General features: G+C 66.3%; 16 protein-coding genes. 7 read left to right on the forward strand and 9 right to left on the reverse strand.

Annotated elements, in window-relative coordinates; genetic code table 11:
* Window positions 1–61 precede the first annotated feature (61 nt).
* A complete protein-coding gene (locus ABZW16_RS03370) occupies window positions 62–1786 on the forward strand; it encodes a PspC domain-containing protein (protein ID WP_354951865.1) in 1725 nt (574 codons plus the stop codon).
* The gene (locus tag ABZW16_RS03375; RefSeq protein WP_354951666.1) at window positions 1779–1988 is read left to right on the forward strand and encodes a hypothetical protein; all 210 of its coding nucleotides are present in this window, start codon (window positions 1779–1781) and stop codon (window positions 1986–1988) included. The genes ABZW16_RS03370 and ABZW16_RS03375 overlap by 8 nt, the downstream gene beginning before the upstream one ends.
* A 268-nt stretch (window positions 1989–2256) precedes the next feature.
* Here the strand turns inward: ABZW16_RS03375 and ABZW16_RS03380 are convergent, their stop codons facing one another.
* Both ABZW16_RS03380 and guaA read right to left on the reverse strand, forming a co-directional pair.
* Complete coding sequence (locus ABZW16_RS03380; protein WP_354951668.1) at window positions 2257–2712, reverse strand: hypothetical protein; 456 nt, start codon at window positions 2710–2712, stop codon at window positions 2257–2259.
* A 73-nt stretch (window positions 2713–2785) separates the two neighbouring features.
* The gene (gene guaA, locus ABZW16_RS03385; RefSeq protein ID WP_354951670.1) at window positions 2786–4360 is read right to left on the reverse strand and encodes a glutamine-hydrolyzing GMP synthase; all 1575 of its coding nucleotides are present in this window, start codon (window positions 4358–4360) and stop codon (window positions 2786–2788) included.
* Window positions 4361–4493: 133 nt separating this feature from the next.
* Here guaA and ABZW16_RS03390 point away from each other — a divergent pair, with 133 nt between their 5' ends.
* A complete protein-coding gene (locus ABZW16_RS03390) occupies window positions 4494–5294 on the forward strand; it encodes an alpha/beta fold hydrolase (RefSeq protein ID WP_354951672.1) in 801 nt (266 codons plus the stop codon).
* A gap of 58 nt (window positions 5295–5352) precedes the next feature.
* Here the strand turns inward: ABZW16_RS03390 and ABZW16_RS03395 are convergent, their stop codons facing one another.
* Together ABZW16_RS03395 and guaB are read right to left on the reverse strand one after the other, a co-directional pair.
* Window positions 5353–6525 carry a GuaB3 family IMP dehydrogenase-related protein gene (locus tag ABZW16_RS03395; RefSeq protein ID WP_354951674.1) on the reverse strand — a complete coding sequence of 391 codons (1173 nt, stop codon included), beginning with the start codon at window positions 6523–6525 and terminating at the stop codon, window positions 5353–5355.
* Between the two features lie 306 nt (window positions 6526–6831).
* Entirely contained in the window at window positions 6832–8376 is a 1545-nt protein-coding gene (gene guaB, locus ABZW16_RS03400; protein WP_354951676.1) for an IMP dehydrogenase, read from the reverse strand.
* A 223-nt stretch (window positions 8377–8599) separates the two neighbouring features.
* On the opposite strand from guaB, the gene ABZW16_RS03405 reads away from it, so the two are divergent.
* The gene (locus tag ABZW16_RS03405; protein WP_040686729.1) at window positions 8600–9013 is read left to right on the forward strand and encodes a DUF5319 domain-containing protein; all 414 of its coding nucleotides are present in this window, start codon (window positions 8600–8602) and stop codon (window positions 9011–9013) included.
* Between the two features lie 241 nt (window positions 9014–9254).
* On the opposite strand, the gene ABZW16_RS03410 is transcribed toward ABZW16_RS03405, so the two are convergent.
* From ABZW16_RS03410 to ABZW16_RS03420, 3 genes are all read right to left on the reverse strand, one after another.
* The gene (locus tag ABZW16_RS03410; protein ID WP_354951678.1) at window positions 9255–10373 is read right to left on the reverse strand and encodes an anti-sigma-D factor RsdA; all 1119 of its coding nucleotides are present in this window, start codon (window positions 10371–10373) and stop codon (window positions 9255–9257) included.
* Window positions 10366–10944 carry a sigma-70 family RNA polymerase sigma factor gene (locus ABZW16_RS03415; protein ID WP_354951867.1) on the reverse strand — a complete coding sequence of 193 codons (579 nt, stop codon included), beginning with the start codon at window positions 10942–10944 and terminating at the stop codon, window positions 10366–10368. Before ABZW16_RS03415 ends, ABZW16_RS03410 begins: the two co-directional genes overlap by 8 nt.
* A 144-nt stretch (window positions 10945–11088) precedes the next feature.
* The gene (locus tag ABZW16_RS03420; RefSeq protein ID WP_354951680.1) at window positions 11089–11946 is read right to left on the reverse strand and encodes a hypothetical protein; all 858 of its coding nucleotides are present in this window, start codon (window positions 11944–11946) and stop codon (window positions 11089–11091) included.
* 627 nt (window positions 11947–12573) lie between these two features.
* Here ABZW16_RS03420 and ABZW16_RS03425 point away from each other — a divergent pair.
* The 3 genes from ABZW16_RS03425 (at window position 12574) to ABZW16_RS03435 (ending at window position 14025) form a co-directional block, all read left to right on the forward strand.
* On the forward strand, window positions 12574–12867 hold the full coding sequence (locus ABZW16_RS03425) for a WhiB family transcriptional regulator (RefSeq protein WP_014981828.1): 294 nt from the start codon (window positions 12574–12576) through the stop codon (window positions 12865–12867).
* A 329-nt stretch (window positions 12868–13196) separates the two neighbouring features.
* The gene (locus tag ABZW16_RS03430) at window positions 13197–13772 is read left to right on the forward strand and encodes a sigma-70 family RNA polymerase sigma factor (RefSeq protein ID WP_354951869.1); all 576 of its coding nucleotides are present in this window, start codon (window positions 13197–13199) and stop codon (window positions 13770–13772) included.
* 1 nt (window position 13773) lies between these two features.
* Window positions 13774–14025, forward strand: coding sequence for a hypothetical protein (locus ABZW16_RS03435; protein ID WP_354951682.1), 252 nt, complete (start codon window positions 13774–13776; stop codon window positions 14023–14025).
* Between the two features lie 155 nt (window positions 14026–14180).
* Here the strand turns inward: ABZW16_RS03435 and groL are convergent, their stop codons facing one another.
* Together groL and groES are read right to left on the reverse strand one after the other, a co-directional pair.
* A complete protein-coding gene (groL, locus tag ABZW16_RS03440) occupies window positions 14181–15791 on the reverse strand; it encodes a chaperonin GroEL (RefSeq protein WP_354951684.1) in 1611 nt (536 codons plus the stop codon).
* Window positions 15792–15879: 88 nt separating this feature from the next.
* Complete coding sequence (gene groES, locus ABZW16_RS03445) at window positions 15880–16179, reverse strand: co-chaperone GroES (protein WP_040686722.1); 300 nt, start codon at window positions 16177–16179, stop codon at window positions 15880–15882.
* Between the last annotated feature and the right edge of the window lie 715 nt (window positions 16180–16894).

The following is a 16894-nucleotide window of genomic DNA, read 5'->3' on the forward strand; positions in this document are numbered from 1 at the left end:
AAGAGATCAGAGTTTTTCTCAGGGTTCCCCCCGATGCGCCGAAGTGCTGGTCAGCCCCACCATGGGAAATATGACGAAAACGACGTTCGGCGATCAACTTCACCAGATGTGGCAGACGCGGCCCGTCCGGTTGCCGCGGCAAGGTCCGATCGCAGGCGTCGCGGCCGGATTCGGGCAGCGGTACGGCATCGATCCGGTGCTCATCCGGGTCGCGCTGGTGGTGTCGACGATCTTCGGCGGTGCGGGCATCGTGTTGTACCTGCTCGCCTGGCTGCTGCTGAGCGAGGCGGGTGACCAGTCGTCCGCGGCCGAATCGCTGTTCGGCAAGGGGCACAGCTCCCAGTCGCAGACCAAGACCATCGTCTTGATCGTTGCGCTCGCCATCGCGGTCAGCACCATGGGACCGGTCGGCGTCGGACTCGCGGGGTCGGGCCTGATCAGCATGGCGCTGATGCTGGCCGGTTGGTGGATGCTGCATATGCGCAATCCACAGCCGCCGCCCGGCACCAGTTCGCTCGGCGCCTTCGATGGCGGTCTCACCGCGACGGGTTATCCCGGGGCCGTATTCCCGCAGCGCACGGGGCCCGCCGACTTCTACTCGCCCGATGTCCCGCCGACCAGCATGTACACGCCGTACACGAAGTTGCCGGACGCCTATGTTCCGGACCATCCGGTCCAGGAGGCACCTCCGCAGCAGGCAGATCCGGACACGGTCCTATTGCACGACGCCGATAGAGACGATGCCGTAACCGAAGTGATCGAAAAGGGCAGCACGCCGACCGACGCCGGCGCTGCGCCAACTGATGCCGAGACCGTGTCGCTGAGCAAAGACACGGTGTTACTCGATAGCGGCGACACGAAAACCACGCCCCGGGGCGATATCGAGACCACCCGGCCCGACAACGGCACAACACCGATCGGAACCGTCGCCTCCGCAGCGCCTGGCACGACGTCCAACGTGCCAGGAGCCAGCCTGCCTCTCGATAAGGCTGCCGCCACGCCGAGCGCGAGCAATACCGACACCCCCACGACGAGTACCAGCGGCGGCTCGTCGCAATCCGAATCCGCTTCCCGCCCCCCGGTCGCGGCTGTCGCTAAGCCGACAACGACCGCCGTAACCCCACCCTCCTGGGATCCGCTCGGCGTCGCCCCACTCGCCTGGGACCTCCCCGAACCCACCCCGACCACCACCGTCGTCGCACCCCCGCCCAAGCGCCCCCGCTCCCGACTGACCGCGGTGGTGCTCGGCCTGGCCATCCTGGCCGCCGCAGGTGCGGGCGCACTGGCCGCCTCGGGTGCGGACTGGATAACACCTGGGCGCATCGGCGCGGTGGCGCTGGCGGTGATCGGCCTCGGTCTGGTGGTCGGCGCCTTCCTGCGCCGCGGTTACGGCCTGCTGGTACTGACCGCGCCGCTCGCCGGATTCGTGGTGCTGGCCTCGATGATCGGCCCGATCGAATTCGACAGCGCCACCGTCGGCGATCGCACCTGGACGCCGACCTCGATGACCGACCTGGCCCCGAGGTACGAGTTGACCGTGGGGACAGGCGTTTTGGATCTGCGATCGCTGAAGCTGACCGAGAACCGCGCCGTCGAGGTCGCGGTCCAGCTCGGCGATGCCAAGATCCTGCTGCCCGAGGGTATGGCGGTGCGCACCGAATGCACCGTCAATCTGGGAGATGTCCACTGCCCGACCGGGATCACCGGCCCGCACGCCGACGGCACACCGGTGCTCGACCTGAAAGTCCATGTCCGGACCGGCAATGCGGAGGTGCACCGTGGCTGACCCGACCGATAACAACACGACCAAGCGTGGGCCGTCGGTCTCGCTGCTGATCGTCGGCCTGCTCGCCCTCGGCGTCAGCATCTGGGCCTTCACCGGCCCGACCACGACCGCCAGCGGCGTCGTCTCGCTCGGCTGGGTCGTCGTGATCTCCGCCATCGTGGTCGGCATCCTGCTGGTCATCTCCCCACGCAAACCGCGCTGATCGACAACCGAATGAACCGACACAAATGGCCCGTCTCCCGACGGGCCATTTTCTTTCCGGCGCAGGAGCACACCAATGCCCATGGAACAGTTCGACATCGACGATCAACCGACCGATCATCTCGGAATTCCGCTGGGCCGGTTCATGCCACTGACACCGAGCCGCAGTTACCTCGGCGGCGGTTTGCTACTCGGGCAGTTCATCCTCGGCGGCACCGCCAGCCGACCGGGACCGAACAGCGCTGCGCGGCGCGACGCCAGCGACGCGCCTACTCCAAATAGGCCGAGCAGCTCAGATGTTCGCTGATCCGATCCAGCAACCGCTGCATACTCAGCCGCTGCTTCCCCTCGACGCCGCGCGCGATCATCGGCACCATCCATCGCCCAGTGGTGGCGACATTGAACACCTGCTGGATCATCCGAGATCCCTTCGGATGCGGCAACACTCGGCATTCGGCGCGAAACCACCACTGCCCCTCGACCGCGAGCATGGCCTGCGCCCGATCCACCTCGACCCGAATCCCATTGGGATCACCCGCGATCGCGGCCCGGAATTCGTTCGGGCCGCCGCGCAGCCGCATCTCGGGATCCGGACCGTCGGCGAGGAAGAAGGCGTTGTCCGGACCAACCGGACCCGCGCTGACCGAGGTGAGCAGCGCGGCCACCACCCCGCACGGGGCCTCGACGACCGCGTTGAGTGTGCAGAGCGGCTTCTTCGCTGCCATCCGGACCCCCTGAAAACTGGTCTACCCGGCTGACGGTACTCCCGAAATCCCCTCGATCAGCCCCGATCGCGGGTCACTCCCATTCGATGGTGCCCGGCGGCTTGCTCGTCACGTCCAGGACCACCCGGTTGACCTCCGCCACCTCATTGGTGATGCGGGTGGAGATCCGTTCGAGCACGTCGTAGGGCAGACGGGTCCAGTCCGCGGTCATGGCGTCCTCGCTGGAGACCGGGCGCAGCACGATCGGATGACCGTAGGTGCGGCCGTCACCCTGCACGCCGACGCTGCGCACATCCGCGAGCAACACCACCGGGCACTGCCAGATCTGGCCGTCCAGACCGGCGGCGGTCAGTTCCTCGCGCGCGATGGCATCGGCCTGCCGCAGCGTATCCAGCCGGTCCGCGGTGACCTCGCCGACAATGCGGATGGCCAGGCCGGGGCCCGGGAACGGCTGGCGGGCAATGATTTCCTCGGGCAGCCCGAGTTCGCGACCGACCGCGCGCACCTCATCCTTGAACAGCAGCCGCAGCGGCTCGACGAGTTCGAACTCCAGGTCGTCGGGCAGACCGCCGACATTGTGGTGGCTCTTGATATTCGCGGTACCCGAGCCGCCGCCGGACTCGACGACATCCGGGTACAGCGTGCCCTGTACGAGGAACTCTACGGCCGGACCGGAATCCGATGCCGTGCCGTCGGCGACGACTACCTCGGAGACCGCATCCTCGAACGACCGGATGAACTCCCGCCCGATGATCTTGCGCTTCTCCTCCGGATCGGTGATGCCCTTCAGCTCACCGAGGAATTTGTCGACCGCGTCGACGGTCACCAGTTTGGCGCCGGTCGCGGCGACGAAGTCCTGCTGCACCTGCTCGCGCTCCCCGGCGCGCAACAGGCCGTGATCGACGAACACACAGGTCAACCGGTCACCGATGGCACGCTGCACCAGCGCGGCGGCGACCGCGCTGTCCACACCGCCCGACAGCGCACAGATGGCATGACCGTCGCCGATCTGCTCGCGCACCGTGGCGATCAGCGAATCGGCGATATTGGCCGGGGTCCAGGTGGCCGGGATTCCGGCGAGGTCGTGCAGGAAGCGGCTGAGCACCTGCTGGCCGTGCGGCGAGTGCAGCACCTCGGGGTGGTACTGCACGCCGGCCAGCTTGCGGGCCCGATCCTCGAACGCGGCGACCGGTGCACCCGCGCTGGTACCGGTGACCTCGAAGCCCTCGGGCGCATCGGTGACCGCGTCGCCGTGGCTCATCCACACCGGCTGTTTGGTCGGCAGGCCACCGTGCAGCACACCGCCGTCGATACTGAGCTCGGTGCGGCCGTATTCGCGGGTGCCGGTGTGCGCGACGGTGCCGCCGAGCGCCTGCGCCATGGCCTGGAAGCCGTAGCAGATGCCGAATACCGGAATGCCCAGATCGAACAGCCGCGCATCCAATTGCGGCGCGCCCTCGGCATACACGCTGGACGGTCCGCCGGACAGAATCACCGCGAGCGGCTGCTTCTCGGCGATCTCGTCCACCGTGGTGCTATGCGGGATCACCTCCGAGAACACACTCGATTCACGGACCCGCCGGGCGATCAGCTGGGCGTACTGGGCGCCGAAGTCGACGACGAGGACCGGTCTCTGGGTTTCTGCCACCCATTCAGTTTAGTAAGGGTGCGTAGCGAGCGAACCATCGGCACAGCAGCATCGCAGCCGAGTGCCAGCGAGGCGTAGATGTCAGCGGCTGAATCATCCCGCGCACCCCCGCACCGCTCGTTATCCTCATGCCGTGCCCTTCGCCCGCGCGATAGATGCCAACATCCACTACGAGGACAGCGGCGGCGACGGTCCGGTGGTCTTGCTCGCACACGAATTCTTCATGGACCGAACGATGTTCGCGTCCCAGATGGCCGCGCTCGCACCGGAATTCCGGATCGTGTCCTGGGATGCGCGTGGACATGGCCGCACCAGGGACGAGGGGCTGCCGTTCACCTATTGGACCGCTGCGCGCGACGCCCTCACCGTGCTGGACCATCTCGGCGCCGAACGCGCGGTGTTCGGCGGTACCGCGCAAGGGGGGTTCACCGCGCTGCGCACCGCGCTCATCGCACCCGAGCGGGTTTCCGCGTTGATCTTGATCAGCACCGAGGCACACGGCCCGACACCCGAACAGTCCACCGCGACCCAGAAATTCCTGGATGAGTGGTACGACGACGGCTCCCGGCAGGAGGCCGTCGAACAGCTCGCGTACTGGCTGATCGGCGATGACGAGTGGTACCGCTCGATCTGGACCAAACGCTGGCTGGCCCGCGACCGCCACGGTATCGAGGTCGCCGCGGGCTGCCTGCTCGGCCGCGACTCGGTGCTGGACCGCTTATCCGAAATCACCTGCCCCGCCTTGGTGATTCACGCCACCGACAGCGGCATCACCCGCGACCGCGCCAAACAACTGGCCAGGAGGCTGGCCGTATCCACCTACGTCGAGATCGCGGGCGCGCGCTTGGCCGTCACGATGACGCACCCCGAACCCGTCAACGCCGTCATCCGGCAGTTCCTGCGCGAACACACCGTGCCGACCCGCGTTCGCTGAACGCCGACCCGGCATCGGCTCGGCTCACCGAATACCGTGCGGCGCGAAAACGGTGTGGTCAGGCGCGCACGCTCAGCCCGACCCGCTGGAATTCCTTGAGGTCGGAGTAGCCCGCCTTGGCCATCGAACGGCGTAGGCCGCCAACGAGATTCAGCGAGCCGAACGGATCGTCGGAGGGCCCGAACAGCACTCGTTCCAGACTCGGGCGCACGGTTTCACCGGTATCGCCGGACAGTTCGCCGCCCAGATCCCATGGATCCTCCACGTGCAGCAGCGAACCGCGCGGTACCGAAGGGTGCGCGGCCGAGGACGGCCAGTACCAGCCCCGACCGGGCGCCTCGGCGGCCAGGGCCAGCGGCACGCCGAGCATGGCCGCATCGGCACCACAGGCAATGGCCTTGGCCAGCTGACCCGAGGTCGCGATATCACCGTCGGCAATCACGTGCACATAGCGTCCACCGGTCTCATCCAGGTAGTCACGGCGCGCGGCGGCGGCGTCGGCGATCGCGGTGGCCATCGGAACCCCGATGCCGAGCACCTCGCCGGTGGTGGTGGCGCCCGGGTAGGAGCCGTAGCCCACGATCACGCCCGCGGCGCCGGTGCGCATCAGATGCAGCGCGGTCTTGTGATCGCTGACACCACCGGCGACCACCGGCACATCGAGTTCGGCGATGAAGGTCTTGAGGTTCAACGGCTCACCGTCGCCGACATGTTCGGCGGAGATGATGGTGCCGTGCACCACGAGCAGGTCGATACCGGCCTGCACCAGCGCGGGGGTCAGCGCGCGCGCGTTCTGCGGGCTGACCCGCACCGCGACCGTCACACCGGCGGCGCGCACCTGCGCGACCGCGGCGGCCAGCAGATCCGGCTGCATCGGTGCGGCGTGCAGCTCCTGCAACAGCCCGACCGCACGCTCGTACCCGCCCTTGGCGACGAGCTCGAGCAGCTGATCGATCTTCGCGGCGACATCGGCGTGGCGGGCCCACAGCCCCTCACCATTGATGACACCGAGTCCGCCGAGCCTGCCCAGTTCGATGGCGAACTCCGGTGAGACCAGCGCGTCGGTCGGGTGCGCCAGGAACGGGATCTCGAACCGGTAGGCGTCCAGCTGCCACGCCAGCGATACCTGCTTCGACGAACGGGTCCGCCGCGACGGGACGATATCGACATCGTCCAGTTCATAGGTACGCCGGGCGGTCCGGCCCATGCCGATCTCGACCATGTCGCGCACGCGTCTTCTCCTTCATTTCGGCCGCGCAGGCGCGGCGTGTTCACGGCCCCTGATGTCTCGCGTCCGAGCCATCGAGACTCGCACCTGTGGCGCACACGTTTCGACGACTCGATGCGAGGCGGGCCGCGAACGGGTCGCTCGTAAGACTCGCTCCGTTGTGGTCGACAGAGCGGGAACCTGGCCATCGGGACTCGTAGTCCCCGACCACTCGCTTCGCTCGATCGTCGCGGCTCGGGACCGCGACGACCTGCGAACAACCTCAATCATGCACGGACCGGACGGTCCCGTACACCACCGTCGAGCAGGCTAGCCGCGACCAGTGTAGTTGGGCGCCTCGACGGTCATCGTGATGTCGTGCGGGTGGCTCTCCTTGAGCCCCGCCGCCGTGATCTGCACGAACTGCGCCTCTTGCAGATCGGCGATGGACTGCGATCCGGTGTAGCCCATGGCCGCCCGCAGCCCGCCGACGAGCTGGTGGATCACCTGGTTGACCGGTCCGCGGAACGGCACCCGGCCCTCGATGCCCTCGGGCACCAGCTTGTCCTCGGCGAGCACATCGTCCTGGAAGTAGCGGTCCTTGGAGTAGGACTTGGCCTGGCCGCGGCCCTGCATCGCGCCCAGCGAGCCCATACCGCGGTAGCTCTTGAACTGCTTGCCGCCCACCAGGATCAGCTCACCCGGCGATTCGGCGGTACCGGCCAGCAGCGAGCCGAGCATTACCGTGGACGCGCCCGCCGCGATGGCCTTGGCGATATCACCGGAGAACTGGATGCCGCCGTCGGCGATCACCGGAACGCCGTGCGGCTTGCATGCGGCGACGGCCTCGAGGATCGCAGTGATCTGCGGCGCGCCGACACCGGCGACCACACGGGTGGTGCAGATGGAGCCGGGGCCGACACCGACCTTCACCGCGTCCGCGCCCGCCTCGACCAGTGCGGCCGCACCGGCCCGGGTGGCCACATTGCCGCCGACGATCTGGATGCGATCGCCGACCTCGGCCTTGACCTTGGTCACCATCTGCAGCACACCGGCCTGGTGGCCGTGCGCGGTATCGACGATGAGCACGTCAACCCCGGCGTCGGACAGGGTCATCGCGCGCGACCAGGAGTCCTCACCGACGCCGATCGCGGCGCCGACGAGCAGGCGACCGTCGCGGTCCTTGGTGGCGTTCGGGTACTGATCGGTCTTGACGAAGTCCTTGACGGTGATGAGTCCGCGCAGGCGGCCGTCGCCATCGACGATCGGCAGCTTCTCGATCTTGTGGCGGCGCAGCAGGCCGAGCGCGGCCTCGGCGGTGACGCCCTCCTGCGCGGTGATCAGCGGCGCCTTGGTCATTACATCGGCGACCCGGCGGTTCTGATCCACCTCGAAGCGCATATCGCGGTTGGTGATAATGCCCACAAGCGCACCGGTCTCGTCCACCACCGGCAGACCGGAGATGCGGAAGCGCGCACACATGGCGTCGACCTCGGCCAGGGTGTCGGTGGGACGACAGGTCACCGGATCGGTGACCATGCCCGCCTCGGACCGCTTGACGGTCTCGACCTGCGCGGCCTGATCGGCGACGGCCAGATTGCGGTGCAACACACCCATACCACCGGCGCGCGCCATGGAGATGGCCATCCGCGCCTCGGTCACGGTGTCCATCGCGGAACTGCACAGCGGGGTGCGCAGCCGAATCTCGCGGGTCAACTGGCTGGAGGTCTCCACCGAGCTGGGGATGAGATCCGAAGCGGCCGGTAGCAACAGCACATCGTCGAACGTAAGGCCGAGCATGGCGATCTTGTTCGGATCGTCACCACCCGTAGGAGGGCGGACCGCGATTCGTTCGCCCGATACGGGATTACTCATTCGGATCGACCCCTCCTGGACATCGAAAGCAACGAACGCCGGATGACCGGCGTCGTGGATTGGTGGAATGGACGGTGGCGGCTCCGCCAGCAATGTCGGGTGCCGGCCGGGCCTGCAAACCATGGTATCTGCCCCGCAAACACACCGATGAACTGAGCCCACCACCGAAACTGGCGCGCCGCATAGCTGGCGAAGAGCACCCTGTTCTGCGTACCGTGGGGGTGTGCGTGACCATCTACCACCTGGCTTGCCGCCGGATCCGTTCGCCGGAGACCCCTCCGACCCGTCCGCCGCACTCGACGCAATCGAGCCCGGCGAGCCGCTGGATCCCCACGAGCGCCTTGCGGTCGAGGAGGATCTCGCCGACCTTGCGGTGTATGAGGCGCTACTAGCGCATCGTGGCATCCGCGGACTTGTGGTCAGCTGCGAGGACTGCAGACAAGACCACTACCACGACTGGGACATGCTGCGCGCCAACCTGCTTCAGCTGCTGGTCGACGGCACGGTGCGCCCGCACGAGCCCGCCTACGATCCGATGCCGGAGGCGTATGTCACCTGGGACTACTGCCGGGGATACGCCGACGCCTCGATGAACGAGGCCTTCCACGGCGATGGGTTCGACGGGTTCGACAGCTGATATCGCACGCCGAGTAATAGGCGCGGTGACGCGCGGGGTAATAGGCGCGGTGACGAGCGGGCGTGATGTGAAATAGCTAACAGAAAAAAAGCCGACCGCCGGTCGGCAATCGATTCATGCACAGCAATTCGGAGATCGAGCCACGCACACGCTGGGGCGTCCGAATATGCGTACGCCCCAGCGCGGCTGCGGGTTCAGCGCTTTCCTAGAAGCCAAAGCGCTTGTGGAGTACCAACTCCCATTATGTGGCGGGTCCCGATCCGGGAAACCCGGGCAGAGCAGGCAAACCACTGGGAATCACAAAGGTGTTGCCACCAACGGTCGGCGGCTGCGGACGCGGCTGCGCGGGCACGCCGGTGTCCGCAGTCGGCTGGACCGGCGGGGGCTGAGTTCCCACGACGGTGGACGGCGGTCCCTGGGGCGGGTGCGTCTGACTCGGCTGCTGTGGCTGCGTCGGCGGTTCGGTGGTCACCGGCGTCGTCGGCACAGTCGGCTTACCAGGCGTACCCGTTGTACCCGGCACCGTCGGCTCGGTCGTCGTCGGCGTCTTCGTATCGACCGGCGGCACCACCGCGGAAGTCGACCCACCATCGCCGGACGGCTTGGTGGTCGGTGCGGTGATGGTGCTGCCATCGGTCACCGAACTCGGCGTCGTCGAGGACGTACTCGGCGCGAGCGACTTCGCGATCTCCGGGGCGATCTTGCTCAACTGCGCGAGCAACGCATCGAATTCACTGATCCGCTTGTCGCGTTTGGCCGGATCGTCGATCAGCTCCGCATTTGCCTTGGCGCCCTCCAGCTTTTGCCTGGCCATATCCGGATTGCCCTGATCGAGCATCACTTTCGCGTTCGCCAGATCATTGTCGGCACGTTGCACCACGGTGCTCTGCGCCTGCTCGCTGAACACGACTTCCTTGACCCGCCACAGCGGATCACCCGGGGCGGCACCATAGGAAAACGCCGAAAGTCCGCCGATGACCAGAGCCAGCGCGGCCGCTGTCCCGAGGATCGGACGAACAAGCCGTAATCGCGTACCCGATTGCGCACCGATGCGAACCTGCCGGGCACCGATCTCCTGGTTGACCGCAGCAACGATCTCATCGAGACTCGGTTCGCTGGGTAGCGGTGGGGAAATCAGCTCCGCCCGCCAGTCCGCCAGCAGCGTCGCGAGCTGATACTCCTCCGCGGAGTCGGTCTGCACCGGCCCGTTGCTAGCAATGGCATCGATCAGCGCATCGTCTCGGCGCACCGCCGCGATGTCCACCGGTCCGGTGTCACCGCTCCCGGCGTAGGGACCGCTGTTCCGCGATCCACGTCGCGCCTTCCAGTCGCCCCGACCGCGCTCGCCATCCCTAGCCATACATTTCACCTGCCCTCGCCACTTGTGACTTCAGTTTCGCGAGCGCCCGGTGTTGAGCGACGCGTATCGCACCCGCCGTACTGCCCACGGCGACTGCGGTTTCTTCTGCTGACAAACCCATGACCAAACGCAGGATCAGAATCTCGCGATGCTTCTCCGGAAGCGTCGCGAGCAGGCTGTTCATCTGCCTGCTCGTTTCGGATTCCAGTGCTCGCTGTTCCGGACCTTGGTCGGTGGATATGACATCTGGTACTTCGGCCATTGCCTCCGCCTTGTTACGGGCGGCGTTGCGATGTGCGTCGGCGACCTTGTGCGAGGCGATTCCGTATACAAAGGCCATGAAGGGCCTGCCCTGGTCCTGATACCGGGGCAAGGCTGTCATCACAGCCAGACATACCTCCTGCGCAACGTCGTCCGCGGAGAGCTGTCCACGCTCCGCAGCGCCGATCCGCGCGCGGCAATAGCGCACCACCAACGGGCGGACCATTTCGAGTACCTGGGCTAAAGCGGATCTGTCGCCCTGCGCAGCGGCAGCGACGGCGAGGTCCAACTCTTCGCCCGTGTTCGTCATCGTCAGAGAATTTCCTGGCGTTACAAGTGGCACCGTCGGTGATGAACAGTGCTTCCGCCGAAGGGGCGGAACGGATCTAACAATAGCGATACAACCCGCGGGTACGGGCAACACGGTCGTCTCTAGATCAGACTCGGGAATCACTCATGGACGAAAGTGCCCGCCACGACGGCCGATGGTCTCGGCGCACCGCCGCGCGTCGGCCTCGGCCGCACTCGCACGAGTCCCGGCGGACACCCCGGCGCGCAACATCGAACTGGCCCAACGCAATGGCAGCAATTCGTGCTCGCGGCACTGTTCGGCGACCTCATCGGCGAGCACGCGCGCGCGCTCACTGTCGCCGGAGGCAGCCGCGGTCGCGGCGACCAGAAGCCTGGACTTCACGCGGTGCCGAACCGAGGGTCCCTGCTCGGCGAGCGCGAGGGCCGTCGCGGCGTGCGGCGCCGCGGTGTCGGCGGCCCCGGAGGCGAGTGCGGTCTCCGCACAGACCCAATGCCAGCGGATCAGCGCCCGCCAGCCCGCCGACGTCCCGGCACGGGTCAGTTCGTCATGACTGCGCCGCAGCAGCCGGGTGGCCAGCGCGAGACGGCCGGTGCCGAGCGCATCGGCCGCGAGACCGGTCAGCGCATCGCATATCGCGTCGACGCGATTCGGCCCGAACTCGGCACGATCGGCGGATCCGGTCGGCAGGCTCAACGCGGCCGCACGACCGTCGAAGGCCGCGGCGCGGGCATGCCAGCCGAGCTGGCGCAGCAGCGAACCCGCGGTGCTCGCGGCCAGCGAGAGCAATACCGGATCGGTGGCGCTGGCCGATAGCGAGCGCAACTCCTCGCGTGCCGCGGCGTAGCGACCCTGGCCCCCCAGAATCACCGCCCGATACCAGGAATCGAGGGGGTGCGCGGCAGCTGGCAACTCGGTAGCGGCACGTTCGGGGCAGGTGCCGAAGGCCGCATCGGCAAGCATGGCGGACTCGATATATATAGGGGAAGCTGACGCGAGCACGGCCGAACTCTATCCTGCGCGGCGCGACCGGCGGCACGCCGAGAAGCCGCCAGTGGGGTCGATCCGGCTACTATTCAGCATTTCTGTCGCCGATGCCGTGTTTCCATCAAGTAAAAGTGTCCCGGCAATCCCGTAGCGCGTGTGACTGGAATTCACATGCGTTTCGCGCAATTAACCTCAGCGTCCCGTTTCTGCCATCTCCGATCGACCGTACGCCGGAGCCGCCGACCGACACTGTGACAGGACCCACGTCTACGAGGACCGCCCGATCATCGGGGCGCAACCACCAAACCCGTTCCCACCTGCGGGAATGCGGAATACTGGCATCATGCCAAGAGATCCCCGTCACTGGTCAACCGATCAGTATTACTGGAAAGGCGTTAAAAGTAAACAGCCCGGAGGTTAAATTTCGCAGCTAAAGATTTCGAAAACTGCTGCATCGAACTATTGACGGAATTTCGCGGCTGGACCTAACGTAGCTCATCGCCACGGTCGGCGCCGCGCGAAATTGCAGCGACCGCAATAGGCGAGCCCAGGGCACGCCGCGCCGATCCAGCGCCGTGGCCACAACTGTTGCAGAACAACTGCTCGACAACGCTGACGAGCTCGCACCACGAGGAGTTCACCATGCCCATGCCTACCCACCTCCCCGGACCGAACGCGGACGTCTGGGATTGGCAGATGCGAGGATCCTGCCGAGGCCAGGACTCCGCGGTGTTTTTCCACCCGGACGGTGAACGCGGTCGCGCCCGCACCGCACGCGAGATGCGCGCCAAGGAGATCTGCCGGGCCTGCCCGGTGCTCATGCAGTGCCGCAGCCACGCCCTCAAAGTCAGCGAGCCGTATGGCATCTGGGGCGGTATGTCCGAAACCGAGCGCGAGATGCACGCCCGGCGCAACCGCCGTCGTATGGCCGTATAAACGAACTTCTTCCCATCCGTCCGGCGCGGCGCGCCGAATCCCTAGCAAACAACCGGCGATGGCCACAAGCCGAAGTCGGTTGCACATCCGGCGTTTCGCGATAACTATCGGCGCGTCACGGCGTGTCTCTTCTGGAAACACCTGGCGTGTTGAAGTTTTCCAGAAAGTTGCCAGGCAACACGCGGTTTGCCTGCACCCCGCCGAATCGGGTGTCATAGCGACCCGCTACGGTAGTGACCGATGACACAGAATGGAGCGTTGTGACAACGCGGCCGCCGGCCGCAGAGGGCGACTCGTTCCGAAGAGAAGCCATCCCACCCGACATCCGGGTGGATTCTGCGGTTACGGCACGCGCCGCCGAAAGTATCGAGCTCGCCGCACTTCTCGAACGCTGCGGCCGATCCGACCAGGAGGCATTCGCTGAGCTGTACGACCGAACGTGCGCGCGCGTCTTCGGTCTGGTGCTACGCGTACTGCACGACCCCGGATACGCGGAGGAGACCACACAGGAGGTCTTTCTGCAGATCTGGCGGACCGCGGCAAGTTTCGACGCCGCCAAAGGATCCGCGGTGACGTGGTTGATGACCCTCGCCCACCGACGAGCCGTCGACCGGGTCCGCGCCGAACAGGCCCATACCCTGCGTGAAGTTGCGTACGGGATAAGGGTTCTCGGCAACGAATTCGATGAGGTCACCGAAGAAGTGGAGCGACGACTCGAACAGCAGGCCGTCCTGGAAGGTCTAGGGACATTGACAGACACCCAACGGGAGGCCATATCGCTCGCCTACTACGGCGGGCGAACCTACGCGGAAGTCGCGACCCACCTCGGCGTAGGGTTACCGACCGTTAAGTCCCGCATACGGGACGGATTGACACGACTGAAGAAAAGTTTGGGGGTGCCGTGAGATGAACGAAGCGCAGATCGATCTCGCGCACGCCGTCGCGCTCGGATCGATCGACGACGAAGACCACAATGCGATACAGGGAGTGCTCGACGGTGAGGACCCAGCGCTACGCGCGGAATTCATGACCGAAGTGCAGCAGACCAAGGAAGTCCTCTCCGCCCTCGCGGTGGCGACGGCGGCCCAGCCGCCCGCCGCCCTGCGTGGCCGGTTGCTCGCCGCCATCGCCGCGGAACAACCGCCCGTCGCATCCTGAGTCAGCGCCGCCTCGTCGAGGCGAAATCCGTTACCGCGATTGATATTTTTCGACTTGTTGTGCGGTAGTTGCGTTCATATTGTTCACAACGAAGGCCCCCGGGACCGGATGGTCCCGGGGGCCTTTGCCATTGGGCCGTCAGCTGAGGGGTGAACTCAGTGCGCGTGGCCGTGGTGGCTGTGGTCGTGCTCCTGTTCCTCGGGCTTGTCGACCACGGCGCTTTCGGTGGTCAGGATCATCCGAGCCACCGACGCCGCGTTCACGACGGCCGAGCGGGTCACCTTCACCGGGTCCACCACACCGTCGGTGAGCAGATCACCGTAGGTGAGGGTGGCGGCATTGAAGCCTTCCTTACCGTCGGCGACCTTGCTGACCACCACGGCGCCGTCGACACCAGCATTGGTGGCGATCCAGAACAGCGGCGCCCGCAGTGCGGTGCGCACCACCTCGACACCGACGGCCTCATCGCCGGACAGCGAGTCGCGCAGTTCGACGAGCTTGGCGGCGGCCTGCACCAGGGCGGTGCCACCACCGGGCACGATGCCCTCGTCAACGGCGGCCTTGGCCGCGCTCACCGCGTCCTCGACCCGGTACTTGCGCTCCTTGAGGGCGGTCTCGGTGGCCGCGCCGACCTTGATCACCGCGACGCCACCGGCCAGCTTGGCCAGTCGCTCCTCGAGCTTCTCCCGATCCCAATCCGAATCGGTCGCCTCGATCTCGCGACGCAGCTGCGCGCCACGGGCCGCGATGTCCTCGGCGGTGCCGGCACCGTCGATGATCGTGGTGTCGTCCTTGGTGACGACGATGCGACGCGCCTTGCCGAGCACCTCGATGCCCGCCTCGCGCAGCGAGATACCCAGATCCGGGTTGACCACGGTGCCCGCGGTGACGACGGCCAGATCGTCGAGGAACGCCTTGCGACGGTCACCGAAGAACGGGGCCTTCACCGCAACGGCCTTGAGGGTCTTGCGGATCGAGTTGACGACCAGGGTGGACAGCGCCTCACCCTCGACGTCCTCGGCGATGATCAGCACCGGCTTACCGGATTCGGCGATCTTCTCCAGCAGCGGGAGCAGATCGGGCAGCGAGCTGATCTTCTCCCGGTTCAGCAGGATGTAGGCGTCCTCGAGGACGGCCTGCTGGCTGTCGGCATCGGTGACGAAGTAGGGCGAGAGGTAGCCCTTGTCGAACTGCACGCCCTCGGTGACGACGAGTTCGGTCTGCAGCGTCGAGGACTCCTCGACGGTGACAACGCCGTCCTTGCCGACGGTGGCCAGCGCCTTGCCGACCATCTCGCCGATCTCCTCATCGCGCGAGGAGACGGTGGCGACCTGCGCGATGGCCTGCTCGCCGGAGACCGGGGTGGCCTGCGCCAGCAGCGCCTCGGACACCAGGTCCGCGGCCTTGGCGATGCCCGAACCGACCGAGATCGGGTTCGCGCCGGCGGCAACGTTCTTCAGGCCTGTGCGCACCAGCGCCTGGGCCAGCACGGTGGCGGTGGTGGTGCCGTCACCCGCAACGTCGTTGGTCTTGGTGGCGACGCTCTTGACGAGCTGGGCGCCGAGGTTCTCGAAGGGGTCGTCGAGGTCGATATCGCGCGCGATGGTGACACCGTCATTGGTGACGGTGGGGCCACCGAAGGCCTTCGCGAGCACGACGTGGCGACCACGCGGCCCGAGGGTGACCTTCACCGCGTCGGCGAGCTTGTCGACGCCGCGCTCGAGAGCACGACGAGCCTTCTCGTCGAACTCGATCTGCTTTGCCATGTGTTGTCAGCTCCTGTGTGTTCTGGGCCGAACGCACTCCGCCCCGGGTCGCGAAAGACACCGGGGCGGAACGCATGTGCCTTATCGGCTACTTGGTGACGACGGCCAGGATGTCGCGCGCCGACAGGATGAGGTATTCCTCGCCCTGGTACTTGATCTCGGTGCCGCCGTACTTGCTGTAGATGACGACGTCGCCTTCCTTGACGTCGACCGGGATGCGGTCACCCTTGTCGGTGACGCGGCCCTCGCCGACGGCGATGACGGTGCCCTCCTGCGGCTTCTCCTTTGCCGTGTCGGGGATGACCAGGCCGGAGGCCGTCGTCGTCTCGGCCTCGTTGGCCTGGACGAGGATCTTGTCCTCGAGCGGCTTGATGTTCACGCTCGCCACGTTGAGCCCTCCACTTTCAGGGGATTTGCGGTCGTCCGGAACTGTTGTCCCGGACTATCGGTATCGGTGTTGTTTCGAGCGGCCCGCAAGCAGTCGCCACTGGCCACCCGGACTCGACCCTGCGCATCAGCCCCGTCGTCGCGGGTGCCGGGACCCTGCTCAGTAGTCGAACTGGCACACGCACATCACACAGTGCCGACTAGCACTCTATACATGAGAGTGCCAGCGCTCAAGGTTGGACTGTGCCAAACCGTTGGTCGCGCCGTGTCGGCGTCGCCGACAGCGCCGTGGCCGTGTCGTCGACCGCGCCGCGCGTGTCACAGACCACGCCACGCCCAGGGGTCTGAGGGCTTCCCAAGACTTCGTCAAATCTGTAACGTTCGGATAACGGATTGTGACAGTATTGACGACGATCGTGCTTCGCTTGCCGTGTTCGTCATGAACCGGCGTCGTGGGGGGAGCACAGACCGTCAGGAAATACCCTGCGGCACACAGCAATACCCTGTTTCGCCAGAGCAACGTCAGCGTCAGCACCAGTCCGAACCAACGTCACAGTACAAACATTCTTCAGAAGAAGCTTCACCAGAGGGCAAGACCACACGTGATCCATGGCCGTCCCAGCGACCCATCCGGACAACGGGTCGGCCGGGTCCCGCGTCCGAATCGTTCGCCATCCACGCGGGCGTTTCGGCTGTCCATTCGAGATGGTCGGCAC

The organism is Nocardia sp. NPDC004604, assembly GCF_040609795.1.
GTDB lineage: Bacteria > Actinomycetota > Actinomycetes > Mycobacteriales > Mycobacteriaceae > Nocardia.

Excerpts from the sequence above, each read along its gene's own strand:
- ABZW16_RS03370 (WP_354951865.1), top strand. The coding sequence starts at position 62 with ATGGGAAATATGACGAAAACGACGTTCGGCGATCAACTTCACCAGATG.
- ABZW16_RS03380 (WP_354951668.1), bottom strand. The coding sequence starts at position 2,712 with ATGGCAGCGAAGAAGCCGCTCTGCACACTCAACGCGGTCGTCGAGGCC.
- guaB (WP_354951676.1), bottom strand. The coding sequence starts at position 8,376 with ATGAGTAATCCCGTATCGGGCGAACGAATCGCGGTCCGCCCTCCTACG.
- ABZW16_RS03410 (WP_354951678.1), bottom strand. The coding sequence starts at position 10,373 with ATGGCTAGGGATGGCGAGCGCGGTCGGGGCGACTGGAAGGCGCGACGT.
- ABZW16_RS03415 (WP_354951867.1), bottom strand. The coding sequence starts at position 10,944 with ATGACGAACACGGGCGAAGAGTTGGACCTCGCCGTCGCTGCCGCTGCG.
- ABZW16_RS03425 (WP_014981828.1), top strand. The coding sequence starts at position 12,574 with ATGCCCATGCCTACCCACCTCCCCGGACCGAACGCGGACGTCTGGGAT.
- ABZW16_RS03435 (WP_354951682.1), top strand. The coding sequence starts at position 13,774 with ATGAACGAAGCGCAGATCGATCTCGCGCACGCCGTCGCGCTCGGATCG.
- groL (WP_354951684.1), bottom strand. The coding sequence starts at position 15,791 with ATGGCAAAGCAGATCGAGTTCGACGAGAAGGCTCGTCGTGCTCTCGAG.